The sequence below is a fragment of the Nostoc sp. DSM 114160 genome (assembly GCF_053470305.1).
In genome coordinates this window covers 1,066,249-1,082,684 of sequence record NZ_JBPFGO010000001.1, presented here as the reverse complement: position 1 = coordinate 1,082,684, position 16,436 = coordinate 1,066,249, and the positions used below count along the sequence as shown (strand labels likewise).

Here is a 16,436-nt window from a genome sequence, read left to right as displayed (position 1 = left end):
GTTCGCGCAGCAGAGTATTTATTGAAATTCTGATGTAGGGAAACCTCCAATACGGTCAGATAAGCATTTTGAACTCAAAATAGGGTTTGGGGAAAAGGGAAATGGGTTTGCGGTTAAAGGTTTTTTATTCCCCTTTCCCCTTTACCCTCGCCCCTTATCCCCAGAGGGGACCCCCACCTTCCCCTTTAACCGAACCGTATTGGGGAAACCTCTACTCCAAAGAAGTTAGAGCAAAATTTTTTTGAAGACAAATTTTTCTTTCGATGTTTTTGTTACAATCATTGAAATTTTTACCTAAAAATACCACTATGGCTTTATACGCTGAATTACATAGACATCTAGGCGGCTCGGTCGTACCACGAGTTTTATGGCGATATTTCGAGCGACATTCTGCGGAGTTGATTTCCCGCTTTGCTGACTATTCAGAATTTGAAGATTTTTATACCCGTCCACGTAACACCCTAGACGAGTATCTAGAATTACACACTCTGGTAGAAAGCGTGCAAACCGTGGAGACTTTGCCTTACTTTATCTATCGCTTAGTGCGGGGTGCTTACATATTTGAAAATTTGGCTTATCTGGAACTGCGCTACACTCCTTATTTGCGGACACCTGAGCATCTGAGTCAATCTGCAAGAATTGACAAGATGGCAGAAATTGTGCGAGTAGTAGGACTTGCCAGCCAGCAGCCAGAGTATCCAATTGTTACTAGCCAAATTCTCTGTATGCACACGCGCCTACCTTATGAGGTGAACAAGGCAATTGTTGATTTGGCGGCGCAAAATAAACAGTATGTCTGTGCAGTAGATGTAGCCGGAGGTGATAGTTATTACGCCGATCGCTTAGAAGAATGGATTAGCTTATATGATTATGCGCGATCGCTGGGCGTTAATACCACGGGACATCTATATGAAACCACTGCTGGTTGTTACCCAGAACTGTTACCATATTTGATGCGGATTGGTCACGGCATTCAAATTCCCCTACTATATCCAGAGCTACTTAATGATGTCGCTAGACGCGGACAATGTTTGGAGGTTTGTCCAACAACTTACCTAAAAACTGGAACTTTGCAGGATATACGTCAACTCAAATTAGTTTTTGACCGTTGTCTTGATGCTGGGGTTGATATTGCTATCTGTACTGATAATGCTGGATTGCACAATGTGCGTCTACCATTTGAGTATGAGAATCTCTTGACTTACAACATTATTAGTTTTGAACAACTACAAGCTTGTCAAGATGCGGCTTTCCGTCATGCTTTTGCTTGGCCTTACAGTCAACGTCCTGCATCACTGTTGAACGGTTTGCTCAAACCTGAACCAGCGAAAATTTTGTCCATGAGAGATAGTAATTAACGAATCGCCTAAAGATATTCATAAAGTCAGGTGATTTAATGTTAATTAATGTTGCAATTACTAATTTTTTCTGATGCCATAGAGAAAGTTGTAATGCACAATAGATATCTTGCAAAAGTATTTTTGCACTCTTGGGGGAAAGAGACTCATGTTAAAGTGAAAGGATTTTTCTTATCCCTTTCCCCTTTCCCCTTTACCCTTTTCCCGACAAATGCCAAGAAGTCTAATAGATATCTTGCAATAATTAATGTTTTAGAAATTAAACCACAGATGCACACAGATAATTTATCAGTGTTTATTTGTGGTTCTTTTTTTGCTGAGAAAAGATTCTTGCTAGAAGTTGTATATAGTGTGCGCCAAAAGCTATAAACTAGAATTTATGGCATCTACTATTCAAGCTCTACCAACAGAAGTTGTATATCTCATTACAGCTGGAGAGGTAATCGATTCTTTAGCCTCTGTGGTGCGGGAATTGGTAGAAAATTCCCTAGACGCAGGTGCAACGCGAATTGTGGTTTCTCTGTGGCCGCAGCAATGGCGAATTCGGGTGGCAGATAATGGCTGTGGAATGAACCTAGATGATTTGCAACAAGCAGCCACAGCCCACAGCACTAGTAAAATTCGCTCTAGTGCCGATTTGTGGAAAATTAACAGTTTGGGGTTTCGTGGTGAGGCGTTGCACAGTTTAACGACTCTGGCTGATTTAGAAATTTTGAGTCGTCCTCTGGGGGGAAAATTAGGATGGCGGATAATTTATGGCAATGGCGGGAAAGTTGTACAAGTTGAAGCAACTGCGATCGCACCTGGTACAGTAGTTACAGTTTCCCATCTTTTTGGTAATTGCTCATCTCGTCGTCAGGGATTACCCACAACAGCACAGCAAATGAAAGCTGTGCAAGCCACAATTCACCAAATCGCCCTGTGTCATCCCCACGTCACCTGGCAGATTTGGCAAAATGACCGTCAATGGTTCACCATTTGTCCGGCTGCCACAACTGGACAACTACTACCGCAAATTTTACCGCAAGTGCGACAAGGTGACTTGCAAGAAATAAAATTAGAACTCCCCAACCCTCCAAACTCCTGTACAGAAGACGCGATAAATCGCGTCTCTACTCTGGACTCTTGTACAGACGCGATTCATCGCGTCTCTCAGCACTCAGCACTAAATTTAGTGGTAGGATTACCCGATCGCACTCATCGTCATCGTCCAGATTGGGTACGTGTAGCCATTAACGGCAGGATGGTGAAGACACCGGAATTAGAGCAAACCATATTATCAGCATTTCATAGAACATTACCACGCGATCGCTATCCAATTTGTTTCTTACATCTTGCCATTTCCCCCAATCAAATTAACTGGAATCGCAATCCAGCAAAAACAGAAATTTACCTCAACGAAATCATTTATTGGCAAGAGAAAATTACCCAAGCAATTAACCAAGCACTCAGCATTTCTTCTAATAATCTCAAAGAAGCTGTTCACACAACGCGAGTTAGTAAATTACTCAAAGCCGCAGAAGCCAAAGGTGGTTACAATTTCAATCCTCAAAATCCCAAACCTTGTACAGATGCGATGAATCGCGTCTCTCCTAACTCTTTAAAAGCTGTCGCTCAAGTTAGCAACACTTATATTGTGGCGGAACATTCAAGTGGGATATGGTTAGTAGAACAGCACATTGCCCATGAGCGAGTTTTGTATGAGCAATTGTCTGATAATTGGCAACTTGTACCCGTCGAACCGCCAATCATTCTTTATCAATTATCGCCAGCGCAAGTATCGCAACTGCAACGCATTGGTTTAGAAATAGACCCCTTTGGCGAACAACTTTGGGCAGTCCGTAATCTCCCTGCACCTTTACAACAGCGAGACGACTGTGCAGAAGCAATTTTAGAACTTAGTTGGGGAGGTGATTTACAAACAGCCCAAGTCGCTGTTGCCTGTCGTAGTGCTATTCGTAACGGTACACCGATGAATCAGCAAGAAATGCAGACACTTTTAGATAATTGGCAACGCACTCGCAACCCCCGCACCTGTCCTCATGGACGACCAATTTATCTATCTTTAGAAGAATCAGCATTAGCCCGATTTTTCCGGCGGAATTGGGTAATTGGAAAAAGTCACGGAATTTGATGTTTTTGGCAAGACATTACAATAGCTGTAAAAATGGAAGCGACAACTAAAAAATAGCATTTTATAACATTTAAAAATGCATGAATTACCCCGATATAAAACATGAATTTTTGGGATATATACGGTATAATTCCGAATTAGATTGGTATGATAGCCAAGTTGTATTCTATGAAACACAACTTACTATTAGTATTTCAACAGACGATAATGATAAGGTCAAGTCAGCCTTGGACAGAGCTAGTAGTGTTGTACAAGAGTTGAAACATCATGCTAAAAGTGCAAAAGAATATGCTGTTCAACAATTGCTAAAGCTTAAGAATGATACATGGCTTGATGAAGATGAGACATTAACATCTGAAGAGTTCAAAAACCGAATGACGCTTGAAGGATTGGTCTTTTTTCCAGATGGTGAAGCAGAGTTCTACTATAACGATGGAAACCTATTTTTTGGACACTGTATCATTATTAAAATGGATAAAAATGATTGTTTTGTAGATGCTAGGATCGGTGGTTAATTGAAGAGGTAAGTTTTTAATAACTAACACTTTCATATTTTACGCAATAAAAAACCCCACTAATATCAAGTCCAGCTAATTAGTTATGATTCCCGAATCTATGCAAAAACCCCTTAGATAAATAGAAATTCCTCTGCCGATTAGAGTCACGAATTATTGACTACAGGACATGGCAGAGAGAATAGAAGAACTTTGCCCAGATTGAGCCACGAGCATAATATTACCGTTAGGATCAACAATCCATCCTTGAGCCTCGACAATTGGGTTGCTAGATTTGGTTATAGATGCAGTAGATGATTTATCCGCGACTGTGTGTGTTGCTTGTGGTGGCAAATCTACCCAACTAGTAATCACTGCTCGTCCCCGCAACGGTTCGTTAGGACTTTGGGGTAATCCACCGCGTCCAGTGGCGATAAAACGACTGGCGTTTTGTCCTCCTCTGCGAGTGCAACCTTGGGCAATTTGTTGGGATACATCGACGAGGTTAGAGGGTAGTTGAATTAAGCCACGATTGGGGTCAGTATCTGGACTGTTGATAGTTACTTCCCCACTCACTCCTAATTCTGAACTTGCGGTAATGTCACTGTTTTCGGTTGGGCTTTTTTGCGAGAGAATCCCGAAAATACCGTTAGTTGTAATGTCAACTCTACCACCAGTGCCAGTAAAAGCGTTAGCGCTGATATCACTATTCTCTTTGGGAACTGCAACGATCAATCTTGAATTGATTTTGATATTACCGCCATTGCCACCTAATTTTTTTGTACCTGCGTTGGTGGAGATTTGACTGTTGCGGCGGAGTAAGAGTAAGTCGCTGTTGACGTTGATGTTACCACCGTTACCGGATGCAGATTCGGCATTGAGTTTGCCTTGGTTATCTAAGGTAAATTTGGGTGAGTTAATTTCGATGTCGCCTGTGCTTCCTGAACCTGTGGAATTGACAAATAAGCCACTGTTAGCACCGATATTTAGTACGTTGTCAGGAAAGTTAGTAATGCGATCGCTGTAACTAGGGTCAATACCGCTAATTATTAGCCGATCGTCAGCGTTGACAGTAATTTTACCTGCACGTCCATTGCTTGAGGTAGTGGTGGTGAGTTGTCCGCCGTTGAGTGCTTCAAAAATATTTGCATTTACCGTAATATCGCCACCCTTTTGATTATTTCTAGTGCGTGCATCCAGTAAAGCACCGTCGGAGATGCGAAAGATATTGCTGTTTAGGGTAATATCGCCACCTTTCCCAGTGGAAGTAGAATCAGTAAATGTGAATAAACCACTAGAAAATTTGCTCTCTTGAGTAGTTCCAGAAACAGTTACTGTATCTTTCGCATTGATGCGAATATTCCCTGCATTCCCCTGTCCACGGGTTGAGGCAACAAGTTGAGCGCCGTCTTGTAATGATAAGTCACCAGAATTGATGGTAATGTTACCTCCATTCCCAACAGTCCCCATTCCCACATAGCTGAAAATCCCACTGGTAAAATCGTTTTTCTCCCCGGAGATGTCAACAGCACCTGTTACAAAAACATTGACATTGCCTGCATCCCCTTTTCCTGCTGGTTGGGTAGCAGATGCTTCACGAGTAATGGTTAGCAGTTGAGCGTCATCAGTGAGTGACAACGTTGCTGCATGAATGTCGATATTGCCACCCTTACCTAAACCTCCTGTTTCCACGGTGCTGAGGATATTAGCATTACCTGCAAGGGAGACAGCATCTTTTACACCCACTGTCACATTCCCTGCATTCCCCTGTCCATAAGTTGAGGCAGAAAGTTGAGCGTCATCAGTGAGTGACAACGTTGCTGCATGAATGTCAATATTGCCACCCTTACCTACACCTCCTGTTTGCACGGCGCTGACGATATAAGCATTACCTGCAAGGGAGACAGCATTTTTTGCACCCACTGTCACATTCCCTGCATTCCCCTGTCCATAAGTTGAGGCAGAAAGTTGAGCGTCATCAGTGAGTGACAACGTTGCTGCATGAATGTCAATATTGCCACCCTTACCTACACCTCCTGTTTGCACAGCGCTGACGATATAAGCATTACCTGCAAGGGAGACAGCATTTTTTGCACCCACTGTCACATTCCCTGCATTCCCCTGTCCAAATGTTGAGGTAGAAAGTTGAGCGTCATCAGTGAGTGACAACGTTGCTGCATGAATGTCGATATTGCCACCCTTACCTACACCTCCTGTTTGCACGGCGCTGAGGATATAAGCATTACCTGCAAGGGAGACAGCATCTTTTACACCCACTGTCACATTCCCCGCATTCCCCTGTCCAAATGTTGAGGTAAGAAGTAGAGCGTCATCAGTAAGTGACAACGTTGCTGCATGAATGTCAATATTGCCACCCTTACCTACACCTCCTGTTTGCACGGCGCTGAGGATATAAGCATTACCTGCAAGGGAGACAGCATCTTTTACACCCACTGTCACATTCCCCGCATTCCCCTGTCCAAATGTTGAGGTAAGAAGTAGAGCGTCATCAGTAAGTGACAACGTTGCTGCATGAATGTCAATATTGCCACCCTTACCTACACCTCCTGTTCCCATGGTGCTGAGGATATAAGCATTACCTGCAAGGGAGACAGCATTTTTTGCACCCACTGTCACATTCCCTGCATTCCCCTGTCCAAATGTTGAGGTAGAAAGTAAAGCGCCATCTCCTAATGATAAGTCACCAGAATCGATAAAAATGTTACCGCCATTGCCTTTTGAATCCTGACTCACAAGATTGCGAATCCCACTCCCGGAGTCAGCAACTTTGATTTTCCCTGTAGCATTAAGCGTAATATCCCCCGCAGTCGCCTCTGGTTGACCCAAACCAGAGGCGATACCAGCAGAAAGCTGACTTCCTCCCAAAATATCTATATTGCGGGCATTAATCGCAACATCACCACCATCAGCAGCTTCTACATACACAAACGCTTCATTGGTAAGTGACACATCTGCACGAGACACATTCAGAGGAAACTTCAAGCTGAGATTATCGCCATTAAAAAGAAGATTGACATTTCCAGGTGCTGCTAACCCCCCTAATTCAACTCTCCCACCATAAGCATTTAACTGGCCGCCATCCATGACGACATGACCGCCCACTAGCAGCAAACTTTTACCATCTCCGACTCGTAAACCATATGCATTAAAACCTGCGGGATCTATTCCTGCTGGTGCGACTGAGTTGTTTTGAATCGGTGCAGCAGCAATTTGATTGAATAGCAAGGCCGAAGGATTAACTGTTAGTAATGGCGAAGGAGTCTGAGGATTAGTTGCACTAAATTCCAACCCATTGCCAAACCCAAAAGAATTCGCCGTACTCCCGACAAAGGAACCCGCCACATCAAGGCGTGCATTCTTCCCAAAGAAAATGCCATTCGGATTAATCAAAAACAAATTTGCATTACCATTCACCCCCAATGTACCGAAAATATTCGAGATATTACTTCCCGTCACCCGTGTGAGAATATTGGAGATTCCCGTGGGATTAGCAAAATAAACTCGCTGCAATTCACCCACATTGAATTCCTGGAAACTATGGAACAGGTTTGCACCGCGAATTACTCCACCATCAATCTGGTCAGCAGCACTACCTTTAATATTCACATTGGGAGTGATTTTTGAAGAGTTATCGCCCAATGTTCCATCAGGGATAATCTGGGCTAAGGCGTGATTTTCACAAGAAAATATGCCATGAGCCAGCACTCCAATAATGCCTATAGTTTCTAATAAATCTGAGTGCCAATTCCTATCTTTACAGGTTGTCATATCAGAATCAGCCTCGCTTGCTCATTTCCTACCTGTGAATATGCAATTTTCTTACACCACGGCTTCGAGCCACATATTCAAGGGTTTTTTGTTAGCCGTCCCGATCAATTTTTCTACAATTAATTTCAGCAGATATTTTAACTAGATCGGAGTAAACTTTTTAAAACTTAAAAATAGGTAACGCATCTGATTGTTTCGATCGCTCTTGAGTTTCATCGTAATTTCTCCCCCGATTGGAGTCACGAATTATTGACTACAAGACATGGCAGAGGGAATAGAAGAACTTTGCCCAGATTGAGCCACGAGCATAATATTACCATTAGCATCAACAATCCATCCTTGAGCCTCGACAATTGGGTTGCTAGATTTGGTTATAGATGCAGTAGATGATTTATCCGCGATCGCTGTTGCTTGTGGTGGCAAATCTACCCAACCAGTAATCACTGCTCGTCCTCGCAACGGTTCATTAGGGCTTTGGGGTAATCCACCGCGTCCGGTGGCGATAAAACGACTGGCGTTTTGGCCTCTTTTGGAAGTGCAACCTTGAGCAATTTGTCGGGATGCATCGACGAGGTTAGAGGGTAGTTGAATTAAGCCGCGACTGGGGTCAGTATCTGGACTGTTGATAGTTACTTCCCCGCTCACCCCCAATTCTGAACTTGCGGTAATGTCACTATTTTTAGTTGGGCTTTTTTGCGAGAGAATACCGAAAATACCGTTAGTTGTAATGTCAACTCTACCACCAGTGCCAGTGAAGGCGTTAGCGCTGATATCGCTATTTTCTTTAGGAACGGCGACAATGAAAGGGCTATTAATGGTGATATTACCGCCATCGCCACCGAATTCGCTACTGCCGGCAGTGGTAGAAATTTGACTGTGATTGCGTAGTAATAATAAGTCTTGCAACTTCAGGGTAATATTACCACCATTCCCCGCTCTGGTTATGGCGGCGATCGCTCCTTGATTATCCAGGCTCAAAGAACCAGCTTGGATGTCAAGGTTGCCTGCCGTCCCTGCGCCGGTACTACTGACAGTGACTTCACCTCCATCCCGGACACTCATCTGCTCAGTTTCAACCTTTAAACTTCCCCCACTACCAGTACCTTCTGGTGTCACCGCAGCGCTGATTTGGCTGTTAAAGTTACCATTTGCTGATTTGCCAACGACTTCTACAGATTTCGACGCATGAATTCGTAAGTTACCTGCATTGCCCACTCCAGCAGTTCCAACCGATACTACTGCACCACCTCTCACACTCAAGCGATCGGTTTCAATTGTTAAATCGCCACCGTTACCTCTGGGTGGAATCACTGTTTCGTCTGCGTCTACTTCCACACCTGCATTGATACCTGTAGCATAGAGGTTATCAATAAGTGTATCAAATACCTCTACCTCAGAAGCACGAATTGTGAGATTACCAGCGTCGCCTTGACCAAAAGTAGCGACTTGCACTTTGCCTCCATTACTGACACTCAAGCGTTTTGTCTCAATGGTCAAGTTGCCACCGCGACCCTCACCTCTAGGGTTTACCTGAGCAAATAAGCCAGCAGGATTTTCAAGATTAGATGTAAATGATTTGATTTTTCCGCTAATTTCCACTGACTCGGCAGCGTGAATAGTCAAATTTCCGGCAAAACCTTTACGATAAACACTGCTTCCCACTTGACTGTCAATGATATTCATAGTGACAGTTTCAATGTTTATATTGCCAGCATTCCCTTGTCCAAAAGTACTGGCAGATAGTTGTCCATTTTGGACAATCAACTGATTGGTATTAATTGCCAAATCTCCTGCTGTTCCTGTACTCGATGTTTGAGTTAACAAGCTGCTGGGAAAGGGAAATAAACTATTACTATTAGTAGCAGATCCGATCAGTTTAACTGATTGGGAGGCATTGACTGTCAAACTTCCTCCAGCCCCACTACTGCTAGTTCGAGCTGAAATCGCTGCTCCATCTTGGATTAACAACTGATTGGTGTTAATCGTAATCTTTCCTGCGGGCCCTATGTCATAGGCGTTAGAACTTATTCTGCTAGGGTACCATCTATTAGGAAACTGTGGAAGAATAGCAGTACCGACTAGCTGCACTGATTCGGCATTTACTGTTATACTCCCTCCAACCCCTTTAGCTTCGCTATCGGTTATAATTCCGGCTCCATTTTGGATGAGTAACTGTCTAGTGTTAATCGTGATGTCTCCGGCGTCTCCTACTCCATTAGATGCAGCAAACATACCAGTAGAGCCTAAGTTGGGATTATCTGGAATACCGATTATTTGCACTGATTCTGAGGCATTCACAGTCAAATTTCCTGCCACACCTGCATTCGTTGTACTAGATGAAATCTTTCCTCCTGCTAAGATTTGTAACTGTCTGGTGTTAATTGTCAGGTCTCCTGCATCTCCTGTCCCAGAATTTTCAGCAAATAAACCACTGCGAATTCCAGTAGGTGATTCTCCAACGACTTGCACTGATTCAGAAGCATTTACACTCAATCCTTTTCCAGGTAATGCTCCTAAAGTGCTGGCTTCAATCTTGGAACCTCCACTAACTGTAACTCCTTTACCCCACACCTGAATAGCGCCGCCACCTTCGCCACTGGTACTGACCAAGGCTTGATTACTGAGTGAGATATCGGCTTTAGCTAGATTATCAGGAACAATCAAACTTAAATTATTACCATCCACATTCAGTCCGACTGTCCCCTCACCTGCAACTCCTGCTAATTCCACTCGCCCACCCGGAGCATTCAATTTACCTTCGTTGATGGCAATTTCTCCACCGACTAATAGCAAACTCTGGCCATCTGGTACTCGTAGACCAAAGATATTATCTCCTGCTGGTGCAATTGACCTGTTTTCAATTCTGCCAGCCTGAAGTTGATTGAATAGCAAAGCAGAAGGATTAACTGTTAGTAACAAGGAAGGAGTCTGAGGATTTGTTGCACTAAATTCCAACTCATTGCCAAACACAAAAGAATTCGCCGTACTCCCGACAAAGGAACCCGCTACATCTAAGCGTGCATTGTTGCCAAATAAAATGCCATTCGGATTAATCAAAAACAAATTTGCATTACCATTCACCCCCAATGTACCGAGAATATTCGAGATATTACTTCCCGTCACCCGTGTGAGAATATTGGAGATTCCCGTGGGATTGGCAAAATAAACTCGCTGCAATTCACCCACATTGAATTCCTGGAAACTATGGAACAGGTTTGCACCGCGAATTACTCCATTATCAATCCGATCGGCAGCACTACCTTTAATATTCACATTGGGAGTGATTTTTGAAGAGTTATCGCCCAATGTCCCATCAGGAATAATCTGGGCTAAGGCGTGATTTTCACAAGAAAATATGCCGTGAGCAAGCACTCCAATAATGCTAATAGCTTCTAATAAATCTGAGTGCAAATTCCTATTTTTACAGGTTGTCATACAGAATCAGCCTCGCTTGCTCATTTCCTACCTATGAATATGCAATCAATTTTTTGAGAAATTTATGTACAATCAACCTTCATCTAAGTTGAAACCGAGAGTTTTTTAATAAATATATTTTTATAGGTTGGATGGAGTGAAACGCAACCCAACATTGCCACCAAATTTTATGTTGGGTTACGCTATCGCTGCACCCAACCTACAAAATTACGGTTCTCAAGGTAGACGAGGTTTAATTTCATTTCAGCAGATATTTTGACTAGATGAAAGTAAAATTTTAAAAACTTAAAATTAAGTATAGACATCTAGTGAAATTAAATATAAGCGATCGCTTTGACCGTAAAATTAAGAATGGTAAGGAAAATCTCTCTAAACCCATTAATCCCTTGAAAGTTAGCGTACCTGAAGCATCAGGGGAATGGCTTTTAGGTGTGAGTGCGATCGCTCTGTTATCCTTTGTAAGCAGTTTCAATCAAAAATAGCACCATAGATGAATTGCTTTACCACTAGCAATAACCAGGATTTTAAATCCATTGAGTATCAAAAGAGTCTTGTCCAGCACCATAAATTAAGTCGCCATACTCCTGCCAATGAGTTAGTTCCTGCTGCGAAAGTTGGGGTGAGTGCAGCACAGAAAGATTTTCCAGTAATTGCTGCCTATTTTTTGGGGCAGTAAGTGCCAGACGCACTGCCCGATGACTTAGTGCCATTCGGTAACAGTCTGTTGCTAGTGGTGGTTTTTGTTGCCAGTTGGGATGCCCCTTAAGTAATGACCCCCAACGAGTACAGGTAAACGCTACTACTGGAATACCTGTCTTTGAAGCGCTGGGAAGAACATCTTCTTCAGCTTTTCGATGTGCCATATTATAGCGGAGCATCAGCACGTCAATGTGATGTGCTTCAATTAATTGTTTGGCAATGGGTAGGTTGTGAGTTGTGACTCCTACATAACGCACGAGTTTTTGCTCTTTCCAAGAATGCAGTTCGTCAAGCACCGCTTGAAGTTGACCTATGTCATCAGCAGGGGAAACATATTCAGCAAAAAATACATCCACTTGCGCGATATTTAAACGATGGCGCACACAGTCCAAGTAATTGCGTAAAGATTCTATATTCCGATTTTCACTACCTGTTGCTACCAAGGTCTGCTCGCGCTTTCCTACCAACAGAGATTTCAAGCCATCCAAGAAGTTTTCCGATTCCAAATTGTAAAAGAAAAAGTAATTGATCCCCGCTTCAAATGCCAATGAAACAGTTGCAGCATCTATCGATTGCCCTGCTAAACCAAGAATGCTTGCTGGCTGTCTGTGTATAGTTACTAACTCCACGTCAACGCTCCAATTCTCACTTTTACTCTATTACACCTTCATGATGTTAGTGAAAACTCAATGAATCTTAATTTTTAATCATCTCTTGGAACGATCGATCAAAATTGATTAACTTATGAAAAAAGGCAGTCAGGAGTATTGAATTAGGAGCTACAAATTGGAAACTACGCAATCATGTCACGGTTAAGTATATAGTAATTCCTAGTTACGTGAGGTATAGAAATAATGTTTTTAAACGCAGAGGAGCGCAGAGTCAAACGCAAAGGTACGCAGAGGCTTACCTAATTTTATTAGTGATTTACTCAGTACCTCAGCAGGTCGGGAAACGCTATAATAAAATATAAAATTCTTACTGTTGAATATTATTTTACAATGATATAAGCTAATATTCTCACTCTAGAATGTATATTTCAACCAAATAAAGTAATTGAGTTTTAAAACGCTTTAACTCATGCAGAACTCTAGTTGATATTGTCACATTCGTCAAGCGTTAAAAGAATCGCTCCATATTAATTTAAGACCTTTTGTGTGCAATGAAAAAGCCTGGATTTATTGAGCGTCATCACCTGTGGACAGAAATCCAAAAAGAAGCATCTGAAAAGATCCAAGCTGTTGTCAAAGAACGGGATCTATTGTTGATTCGTACCGCTTGGTCAGATCAGCATGGCATCGTTCGCAGCAAATGGCTCTTACCGCAGACATTTTTCAGCGCTTTAGAAAACGGTATGCAAATCAGCACAGGGACATTTTTGTTTGATACTGGTGGTGCAATAGTATTTAACCCGTTTGTTCCTGGCGGTAGTTTAGATATGCCTTTGATGACAGGTGCACCAAATCTTGTGGCTGTTCCTGACCCTGATACCTTCAAAATTCTGCCTTGGGCAAAACGTACTGGCTTTATTCTCTGTGACGAGTATTTTCAAAATGGTCAGGTAATGCCCTTTTCCAGTCGCGGTATTTTGCGCCAATCATTAGTAGAGTTACATCAAAGAGGGTTGGAGCATATTGTCGGCTTAGAAGTTGAGTGGTATCTAGCAAAGTTAGAAGATCCGATGTTAGCGATCGCTAATGTTGGTACTTCTGGAAAACCTGGTGAACCTGCTAAAGTTAGCGCTGTAGAGCATAGTTTCCAATATCTTTTAGAATCCCACAATCCAGAGATTCACGACTTACTGCGCGTTTTAGCAGAAAACTTAGTTGAAATGGGATTGCCTTTAAGGAGTGTAGAAAATGAAGGAGGTGTCGGTCAATTTGAATTTACCTTTGACCCAATTCCGGCGTTGCAAGCTGCGGATACAATGATGATATTCCGCATGGCAACCAAGCAAATCTGCCGTCAACAAGGTTACATCGCCTCATTTATGTGTCGTCCAGGATTGCAAGGTTCTTCTTCCAATGGTTGGCATTTGCACCAATCCCTGGTAGACCGAACCACAGGCGAGAACGCTTTCATGTCTGCAAACTCTAAAACCCTAATGTCAGATTTAGGTAAACATTTCGTTGGTGGTCTTCTGAAACACGCCAATGCTGCTTCTGTGTTCACAACCCCGACAATTAACGGCTACAAAAGATTTAGACCTTATTCCCTAGCTCCCGATCGCGCTGGATGGGGATTGGAAAACCGAGGGGCAATGATTAGATTACAAGGCGGTTATGATGACCCCACTACCCACATCGAAAACCGAGTTGGAGAACCAGCAGCCAATCCCTACCTGTATATGGCATCGCAATTGATTTCTGGGCTAGATGGTGTAGATCGTAAACTTGACCCTGGCTCTCCAACAGAGTCACCTTACGCCACAGAAAGTCCCACCTTACCCAAAAGTTTGCCAGAGGCGATTTCATATTTGAGCCAAAGCGAACTTTTTGCTCAAAAAATGGGGCAGCAGTTCATCAATTTCATCATTAAGATGAAACAGAGTGAAATTAATCGCTTTTTGCAGTCCGTTGCCGATCGGCTACCAGAAGAGTATTTAAAGCAGGTGACTAACTGGGAGCAAAGAGAATATTTTGAATTATTTTGAAGTGAATAAGCTAGTACTGTTTCACAATTGCGCCCCGTCCATACTTGCTGTAAGAAAAATTATTATATTTTTGACTTTATACAAGCATAATTACACAAAAGTAAATATTTGTTAAATAATAAATTAATACTTATTTTGGTAAGTCAAACCTCGCCAATTTCCGAGGTTGAGTTGATGTATAAACTCTTATTTTGGCAAAGGTATTAGTATGTAATATGTCATATAATACAGGAGATATTTAAGTTCAGTTTTTATAGGAGAAAGATTGTGTCTGAAAACAAACCAGAAAAGTTGAATTCACAAGCAGTACCATTCTTTGCTCGATTCTTGGAAGGGCAAAGCCTTGAAGACCTTTCTGATGAAGACTCAAAAGCGATTATCGGTGGTAAATGTAATAATGCCACAAACAAGAATAAGCATGAACTTGTAACAACTCTGAAGTCTCCATCCGATCAAGAAGATGCCACTTCAGTAACCAAGAAGCACCCTTCTGATAGTGATGAGTACGCTGTTACTCAGAAGTATCCATCAGATGGTGAAGACAGTTCGCCGTCTTCACCTTCAGAGGTGGCTGTTACTCTGAAGTATCCTTCAGATAATGAGGACAGTTCGCCGTCTAAACCTGTATAGCTGCATACTTTTGATTACACCAAAGATGCGGTTTTAAAACTATTGTCAGTATAAAAATACAGTTAGTGCCAACTTCGTCTAGGGGTTGGCTTCTCATTAAAATTAAGTTCACTTGTTTAATATTTTGCTTTCTCAAGAGTTAACAATAGTGAAAATGCAAAAACTAATAAAAATATTTTATGCACCTCGATCGTAATGTAGTTTTATTAATCACCCATAGTGGTGATTACTTTACAATAGATAGAGTTGCAGAAGCAGTATCAAAACTAGGCGCACAGCCATTTCGTTTTGATACCGATCAGTTTCCGATCGCACTCCAACTCCAGGCTAATTTAAGTAACTCTGGTAGCAACCATACATTGATATATAACGATCGCTCTCTCAATACCGAGCAAGTGCAAGCAGTATGGATGCGGCGTATTTGGCAACCCGATCTCGGTCAAGAATTGGCTCCCCAATTTCAAGCAGTCTGTTCTAATGAATCACTCGCAGTCTTAGATGGCTTTTGGGACAGCCTCAGAGATGCTAAGTGGGTGGATGATTTACGCCGGATAAGTGCGGCTGAAAACAAGTTACACCAACTGCGGGTTGCATCGGAAGTAGGTCTTGTCATACCTCGGACTCTCGTCACCAACAATCCTCAAGAAGCACGAGAATTTTTCCACCAAGTTAAGGGAAAAATGATTGTCAAGCTGCTTAGACCTCTTTCTTCTGGGATGCAAGCCTCCTCTTTTTTCATGTATACCAGCGTCGTTAAAGAAGAAGACTTACTTGATGCTGAAACACTGCGCTATTGTCCAGTTATGTTTCAAGAACAAATCCCTAAACAGCAAGAACTACGGGTAGTGTATGTGAATGGCAATCTCTTTGTCGGGGCGCTAGATGCGTCTGAGTATGCAGCATCTACTCAGGATTGGCGACGTGAGACAAAAGAGATTCTTACCTGGCAACCAGAGCGATTACCTGATAAACTAATCCGTTGTTTGGATGCCTTTATGGCTAAGTTTGGACTGGTTTTTGGAGCATTTGATTTTATTAAAACACCATCAGGAGAATATGTTTTTTTAGAAATTAATCCTACAGGAGAGTGGGGGATGCTGGAGAGAGATTTAGACTATCCAATTGCTCAAGCGATCGCATCTGCACTACTTTCAACAAGTCCGAAGTAAAATGCTCTTATTTAAAAATCCCAAACCAACTGATAACTTCTATATTTATCTGTAGCGTACTTCATTCTCCATATT

General features: G+C 42.4%; 11 protein-coding genes. 8 read left to right on the top strand and 3 right to left on the bottom strand.

Annotated features, from left to right (window positions below):
* Positions 1–308 precede the first annotated feature (308 nt).
* From NSTCB13_RS05065 to NSTCB13_RS05050, 4 genes are all read left to right on the top strand, one after another.
* Positions 309–1,358, top strand: coding sequence for an adenosine deaminase (locus NSTCB13_RS05065; RefSeq protein ID WP_322693277.1), 1,050 nt, complete (start codon positions 309–311; stop codon positions 1,356–1,358).
* A gap of 48 nt (positions 1,359–1,406) precedes the next feature.
* Positions 1,407–1,727: a hypothetical protein gene (locus NSTCB13_RS05060; RefSeq protein WP_448268871.1), complete on the top strand. Its 321-nt coding sequence runs from the start codon at positions 1,407–1,409 to the stop codon at positions 1,725–1,727.
* Between the two features lie 10 nt (positions 1,728–1,737).
* Positions 1,738–3,492: a DNA mismatch repair endonuclease MutL gene (gene mutL / locus NSTCB13_RS05055; protein ID WP_448271554.1), complete on the top strand. Its 1,755-nt coding sequence runs from the start codon at positions 1,738–1,740 to the stop codon at positions 3,490–3,492.
* Positions 3,493–3,572: 80 nt separating this feature from the next.
* The gene (locus tag NSTCB13_RS05050; protein ID WP_448271553.1) at positions 3,573–4,007 is read left to right on the top strand and encodes a DUF2262 domain-containing protein; all 435 of its coding nucleotides are present in this window, start codon (positions 3,573–3,575) and stop codon (positions 4,005–4,007) included.
* Positions 4,008–4,160: 153 nt separating this feature from the next.
* On the opposite strand, the gene NSTCB13_RS05045 is transcribed toward NSTCB13_RS05050, so the two are convergent.
* Both NSTCB13_RS05045 and NSTCB13_RS05040 read right to left on the bottom strand, forming a co-directional pair.
* On the bottom strand, positions 4,161–7,775 hold the full coding sequence (locus tag NSTCB13_RS05045) for a two-partner secretion domain-containing protein (RefSeq protein WP_448271552.1): 3,615 nt from the start codon (positions 7,773–7,775) through the stop codon (positions 4,161–4,163).
* 246 nt (positions 7,776–8,021) lie between these two features.
* On the bottom strand, positions 8,022–11,210 hold the full coding sequence (locus NSTCB13_RS05040; protein WP_448271551.1) for a two-partner secretion domain-containing protein: 3,189 nt from the start codon (positions 11,208–11,210) through the stop codon (positions 8,022–8,024).
* A gap of 308 nt (positions 11,211–11,518) precedes the next feature.
* Between NSTCB13_RS05040 and NSTCB13_RS05035 the strand changes: the two genes are divergently transcribed.
* Positions 11,519–11,692 carry a hypothetical protein gene (locus NSTCB13_RS05035; protein WP_448271550.1) on the top strand — a complete coding sequence of 58 codons (174 nt, stop codon included), beginning with the start codon at positions 11,519–11,521 and terminating at the stop codon, positions 11,690–11,692.
* Positions 11,693–11,734: 42 nt separating this feature from the next.
* On the opposite strand, the gene NSTCB13_RS05030 is transcribed toward NSTCB13_RS05035, so the two are convergent.
* Positions 11,735–12,538, bottom strand: coding sequence for an aldo/keto reductase (locus NSTCB13_RS05030; protein WP_448271549.1), 804 nt, complete (start codon positions 12,536–12,538; stop codon positions 11,735–11,737).
* A 533-nt stretch (positions 12,539–13,071) separates the two neighbouring features.
* On the opposite strand from NSTCB13_RS05030, the gene NSTCB13_RS05025 reads away from it, so the two are divergent.
* The 3 genes from NSTCB13_RS05025 to NSTCB13_RS05015 all read left to right on the top strand — a co-directional run bounded on the left by NSTCB13_RS05025 (position 13,072) and on the right by NSTCB13_RS05015 (position 16,361).
* Entirely contained in the window at positions 13,072–14,562 is a 1,491-nt protein-coding gene (locus NSTCB13_RS05025) for a glutamine synthetase family protein (RefSeq protein WP_448271548.1), read from the top strand.
* 267 nt (positions 14,563–14,829) lie between these two features.
* Positions 14,830–15,192: a microviridin/marinostatin family tricyclic proteinase inhibitor gene (locus tag NSTCB13_RS05020; RefSeq protein WP_448271547.1), complete on the top strand. Its 363-nt coding sequence runs from the start codon at positions 14,830–14,832 to the stop codon at positions 15,190–15,192.
* Between the two features lie 179 nt (positions 15,193–15,371).
* A complete protein-coding gene (locus NSTCB13_RS05015) occupies positions 15,372–16,361 on the top strand; it encodes an MvdC family ATP-grasp ribosomal peptide maturase (protein ID WP_448271546.1) in 990 nt (329 codons plus the stop codon).
* Positions 16,362–16,436 lie beyond the last annotated feature (75 nt).

Bases quoted from the DNA above. Each gene is read 5' to 3' on its own strand.
- NSTCB13_RS05065 (WP_322693277.1), top strand. From the start codon at position 309: ATGGCTTTATACGCTGAATTACATAGACATCTAGGCGGCTCGGTCGTA.
- NSTCB13_RS05060 (WP_448268871.1), top strand. From the start codon at position 1,407: ATGTTGCAATTACTAATTTTTTCTGATGCCATAGAGAAAGTTGTAATG.
- mutL (WP_448271554.1), top strand. From the start codon at position 1,738: ATGGCATCTACTATTCAAGCTCTACCAACAGAAGTTGTATATCTCATT.
- NSTCB13_RS05050 (WP_448271553.1), top strand. From the start codon at position 3,573: ATGAATTACCCCGATATAAAACATGAATTTTTGGGATATATACGGTAT.
- NSTCB13_RS05045 (WP_448271552.1), bottom strand. From the start codon at position 7,775: ATGACAACCTGTAAAGATAGGAATTGGCACTCAGATTTATTAGAAACT.
- NSTCB13_RS05040 (WP_448271551.1), bottom strand. From the start codon at position 11,210: ATGACAACCTGTAAAAATAGGAATTTGCACTCAGATTTATTAGAAGCT.
- NSTCB13_RS05025 (WP_448271548.1), top strand. From the start codon at position 13,072: ATGAAAAAGCCTGGATTTATTGAGCGTCATCACCTGTGGACAGAAATC.
- NSTCB13_RS05015 (WP_448271546.1), top strand. From the start codon at position 15,372: ATGCACCTCGATCGTAATGTAGTTTTATTAATCACCCATAGTGGTGAT.